This window comes from uncultured Campylobacter sp. (genome assembly GCF_938018145.1).
Taxonomy (GTDB): domain Bacteria; phylum Campylobacterota; class Campylobacteria; order Campylobacterales; family Campylobacteraceae; genus Campylobacter_A.
Map to the genome: position 1 here is coordinate 1 of NZ_CALIII010000418.1, position 4560 is coordinate 4560.

A 4560-nucleotide genomic window follows, 5' to 3' on the forward strand; every position below is an offset into this window, starting at 1 on the left:
TTTATACAACGACGAGATAGTTAAGGTATCAGTCGTGGGCGTAGGTATGAAAAGCCACACGGGAGTGGCGTCTCTAGCCTTTCAAACGCTAGCAAACGAAGGCATAAATATCCAAATGATCTCGACTAGCGAGATAAAAATCTCGATGATCGTCGATCAAAAATACGGCGAGCTAGCCGTTCGCGCACTACACGAAGCTTATAAACTCGATAAATGAGCGATTTTATAAAATGGACGCTCGAGGCGATCCGCGAGGAGGGTTCGCTGATGAGCTGGATGGAGGAGAGGCGCACCGAGTGGACGCCTCTGCTCGCCTCGAAGCTTAAATTTTTACTCGAAGGGCGCGCGTTTATCTTGATAACCGATAGCGAGCGCGGCTGGTTTGAGGAGTATTTTTTAAAAAATATAAACAAGCCGACAAACGCCCGCCCTGTACTACCCTTTTTCTCGCTAAAGGCGCTTTATCCCTCTTTTGAAAATATCGGCTCAAAAGAGGAAGTCTCGCTGCTTTTAGATATGCTTAGCCTTGCTTTTCCAAACGGCTACGTGTTTTTTTACATCGGCAAAAGCGCGGAAAAAAGCTCGCAAATCGCCAAAGGCAAGGACGATAGCTACATGTGGCTTTTTGACGAGCAGGCGCAAAATAGCTTTTATCTAAGCTCCTCCGACGGCGCGCTAGATATCAAGCTTTTGTCGCTGTTTAGGCTCTTTGATAAGAGCATAGACGCTGCTTTATTTGCGAAAGTAACGCTTTAATCTATGCGAAGCAAAATCGTAATCACGAGCGATTTTGAAGCCTTAAAAGAGGAAATTTTAGGGCTTTACGGCGTAAATTCGGTTAGATTTTTTTTCGCCGAAGACTTTTTGCTAGAAAACGCAAAAGAGGTCGCCGCCGAGGCCTACATCGCCGAGAGTGAGCCCAAACTGCTGGTTTTAGGCGCTAAAAATTTCCGCGTCGAGGCTCAAAACTCTCTACTAAAAATCATCGAAGAGCCGCCTAAAAATATCTTTTTTATCATAGCCTGCGAGTCGAAAAATATGCTCCTGCCGACCGTTCGCTCGCGCCTAGTTACCGAAAATAGACTCGAAAAAAAGCAGCGAGAAAAAACGGGGTTAGATTACAAGCGTCTGGAGCTAAAAGAAATTTGCGCGTTTATCGATGAAAAATCAGCTCTCGAGCGCTCCGAAAAGCTCGGCAAAAACGACCTAAAAGAGCTAATCGCAGCCATAGCTCTGGAGGCTACGGCGCAGGGGGTTAAATTTAGCGCCGATGAGCTTGAGTATTTTTTCAAAGCCGTGCGCCTAGCCGAGCTAAACACTAAAACTCACGCGCTTCTTACGCCGATACTTCTTATGATTTACGAAAAAGGGCTTAGATGAAAATTTTTAAAATCAATCCGCAAACTGATTTTAACGAGATTTGCGAGATTATCCGTCCTAGCGACGAGGGGCGAAATTTGATGAAAAAAAAGTCGGCAATCAACTTTTTTTTGATTAAAGATTTACGCTCGCCTGCCGCAAATATCCTAAAACAAGACGCATTAAGCGTGGGTGCGGAGCTCGTCACTAACCGCGACGTGATTTTAAACGGCGCAAATTCGGCCGCACTTTTGATGGCGACCGATGCGCAGGTGCAGGCGCTTGCCAAAAAAGAGTCCGCTCAGGATTTCGGTCTAAAAAATTTGGCTAAATTTTTAAAATCTCCGTTTAAAAAACCGCAGCGCGCGCAGATAATGGGCGTCGTAAACGTAAATGAAGATAGCTTTAACGCCGCAAGCCGCGTGAACGAAAAAAGCGGTATCGAAAAAATCGAAGCGATGATCGAGCAGGGCGCCGAGTATATCGATGTGGGCGCAGTTAGCTCGCGTCCCGGCAGCAAATACGTCGGGCGCGAGGTCGAGTTTGCCAGGCTTGAAAAGATACTCGTCGAAATTTACCGCTTAAATTTGCACGAAAAGGCGATATTTAGCCTAGATAGCTTTGACGCATACTGCCTAGAGTACGCGCTAAATCACGGCTTTAAGATGATAAACGATATCACGGGCGACGTTAGCCTCTGCGCTCTAGCGGCGCGCTACGGCGCTACCTACTGCCTCATGCACATGCAAAATAGCCCAGAAAATATGCAAGATAACCCGCATTATGATGATTTGCTAGGCGAGATAGACGCGTTTTTCGAGGCTAAGATCGCCGCGGCGCAGGATCTTGGATGCCGCGATATAGTGCTGGACGTGGGTATCGGCTTTGGCAAGACGGCGGAGCAAAATATGATTTTGATAAAAAATTTGGAGCATTTTTTGCGCTTTGGACTACCGCTTTTAGCTGGCGCTAGCCGCAAATCTGTCATAAATTTTTATAGCCCCAGCGAGATCAAAGACCGCTTGCCGGGTAGCCTTTATCTGCATCTTGAGGCCTTTAGAAACGGCGCTCAGATCATTCGTACGCACGACGTGGCCGAGCATGCGCAGATGTTTAGGCTGGAAAACGCGATGAGAAAGCTCGCGGCATGGTAAGCAAAGCAAATTTAACGAGGAAAAATGGATAAAAAAGAGTATTTAGAGGCCGTAGATACGCTAAACGCGTGGGCGAAGGCCTACTACACCGACGACGCGCCCATAGCCACCGACGAGGAGTACGACGAGCTTTATCATAAAGTGCTAGAATTTGAGAGAGCAAATCCTAGTGATATCTCGATGTTTAGCCCGACAAAGCGTGTAGGCGGCGAGGTTAGCGAGGGCTTTGTCAAGGCTCGCCACGGCGCGCGCATGTGGTCGATGGAGGATATTTTTAGTTTTGATGAGCTGCTAGCGTGGCTAAAGCGCGGCGACAAAGAGGGGCTGGAGTTTGCGCTTCAGCCTAAATTTGACGGTGCGAGCTTAAATTTACTCTACGAAAACGGCGCTCTCGTGCGAGCTATCACGCGCGGCGACGGCATAACGGGCGAGGACGTCACGAGCAACGCAAAAGTCATCAAAAATATCCCGCTACAAATCGCCTATAACGGCAGGATCGAGATCCGCGGCGAAGTCGTGATCGCTAAAAACGACTTTGACGAGATAAATTTCGCCCGCTCGCAAAGGGGCGAGTCGCAGCTATCAAACCCGCGAAATGCAGCCGCCGGCAGCCTGCGCCAGCTAGATAGCGCCGTGACGGCGTCGCGCAGGCTGAGGTTTAAGCCATGGGGCTACGGCGAGCAAAATTTGGGTCTTGAAACCTACTCGCAGATGATGGATTTTATTTATTCGCAGGGCTTTGAGCGCGAGGAGTTTTTTAAAATTTGCCGCACTGCCGAGCAGATCGAGGAAGCATATAAGCAACTCGTAGCGCAGCGAGATAGCAAGCCTTTTATGATGGACGGACTCGTGGTGCGCGTGCAGAGTATCGCGGCTAGCGAGGAGCTTGGCTACACGGAGAAATTTCCTAAATTTATGGTCGCGTATAAATTTCCCGCGATCGAAAAGACCACGCGGCTGCTTGACGTCGCGTTTCAGGTCGGGCGTAGCGGCGTCGTGACTCCTGTGGGCGTGCTTGAGCCCGTAAATATCGACGGCGCGATAGTAAAGTCCGCCACGCTGCATAACTTCGACGAGATCGAGCGCCTAGGCGTGCAAAAGAATGATTTTATCAGCATTATCCGCTCGGGCGACGTGATACCAAAGATTACTGGCGTCTTCAAGCAGCGCAGAGACGGCTCGCAGACTCCGATTGAGCGGCCGCGCGAGTGCCCCGTATGCGGGTCGATGCTGCTAGACGAGGGCGTCTTCGTCAAGTGTCAAAACCTCGAGTGCAAGGCGCGCGTGATAAATTCGCTCATACATTTTGCGAGCAAAAAGTGCCTAAATATCGACGGTCTTGGCGACGCGATCGTAAATCAGCTTTTTGAGGCGGGCTTAGTCGCCAAAATCGCTGACATCTACGAGCTTACGGCGCAGGATTTGGCGCGGTTAGAAGGCTTTAAGGATAAAAAGATCGCAAATTTACTCGGTGCCATCGAGGCTAGCCGTACACCCGCACTGCATAGCTTTATAGCGAGCCTGGGTATCGAGCACATCGGTGAAGTAGCGGCTAAAAAGATAGCGCAAATTTACCCGCAAAACTGGCGCGAGCTGAGCTTTGGCGAGGTTGCCGCGATCGAAGGCTTCGGCGAGGCGATGGCAGAGAGTTACGCGGAGTTTATGCAGGTAAATAGGCAAAATTTGGACGAAATTTTGCGTTTCGTTAGCCCGCAAGCGCAGAGTTTTGAGACAAAACAAAGCGCGATAAGCGGCAAAACGTTTGTGATAACGGGCACGCTTAGCAAGAGCAGGGATGAATTTAAAAGGGTTTTGGAAGCAAACGGCGCGAAAGTAAGCGGCTCGGTGAGCAAGAAAACGGACTTCGTGCTTTACGGCGATGAGGCGGGTAGCAAGCTGGATAAAGCGCGCGAGCTTGGTGTCGCGACGATAACCGAGGACGAGCTAAGGCGGATGATTGAGATTTGATCTATTTACCGCGAGCCGCTTAAACATCAGCCGAAACAAAGCCGCCGAGCTCATAAAAAGCGGAAAAATTTTGCTAAAC

General features: G+C 49.5%; 5 protein-coding genes and 1 pseudogene. All 6 read left to right on the top strand.

Annotated elements, in window-relative coordinates:
- Nucleotides 1-217 (top strand): ACT domain-containing protein (locus Q0338_RS09650; protein WP_298086557.1); only part of this gene is annotated, 217 nt, incomplete at its 5' end.
- Nucleotides 214-756 (top strand): HobA family DNA replication regulator, encoded by a 543-nt coding sequence (locus Q0338_RS09655; RefSeq protein WP_002946460.1) that lies wholly within the window; start codon nucleotides 214-216, stop codon nucleotides 754-756. The genes Q0338_RS09650 and Q0338_RS09655, both read left to right, overlap by 4 nt.
- A 3-nt stretch (nucleotides 757-759) precedes the next feature.
- Nucleotides 760-1380 carry a DNA polymerase III subunit delta' gene (locus tag Q0338_RS09660; protein WP_298086558.1) on the top strand — a complete coding sequence of 207 codons (621 nt, stop codon included), beginning with the start codon at nucleotides 760-762 and terminating at the stop codon, nucleotides 1378-1380.
- The gene (folP, locus tag Q0338_RS09665; protein ID WP_298086559.1) at nucleotides 1377-2513 is read left to right on the top strand and encodes a dihydropteroate synthase; all 1137 of its coding nucleotides are present in this window, start codon (nucleotides 1377-1379) and stop codon (nucleotides 2511-2513) included. Before Q0338_RS09660 ends, folP begins: the two co-directional genes overlap by 4 nt.
- Nucleotides 2514-2537: 24 nt before the next feature.
- Nucleotides 2538-4481, top strand: a complete 1944-nt coding sequence (gene ligA / locus Q0338_RS09670; RefSeq protein ID WP_298086560.1) for an NAD-dependent DNA ligase LigA — start codon at nucleotides 2538-2540, stop codon at nucleotides 4479-4481.
- Nucleotides 4471-4560: pseudogene (locus Q0338_RS09675) on the top strand (TlyA family RNA methyltransferase); the annotation flags it as partial. The gene ligA and the pseudogene Q0338_RS09675, both read left to right, overlap by 11 nt.

Excerpts from the sequence above, each read along its gene's own strand:
- Q0338_RS09655 (WP_002946460.1), top strand. The coding sequence starts at position 214 with ATGAGCGATTTTATAAAATGGACGCTCGAGGCGATCCGCGAGGAGGGT.
- Q0338_RS09660 (WP_298086558.1), top strand. The coding sequence starts at position 760 with ATGCGAAGCAAAATCGTAATCACGAGCGATTTTGAAGCCTTAAAAGAG.
- folP (WP_298086559.1), top strand. The coding sequence starts at position 1,377 with ATGAAAATTTTTAAAATCAATCCGCAAACTGATTTTAACGAGATTTGC.
- ligA (WP_298086560.1), top strand. The coding sequence starts at position 2,538 with ATGGATAAAAAAGAGTATTTAGAGGCCGTAGATACGCTAAACGCGTGG.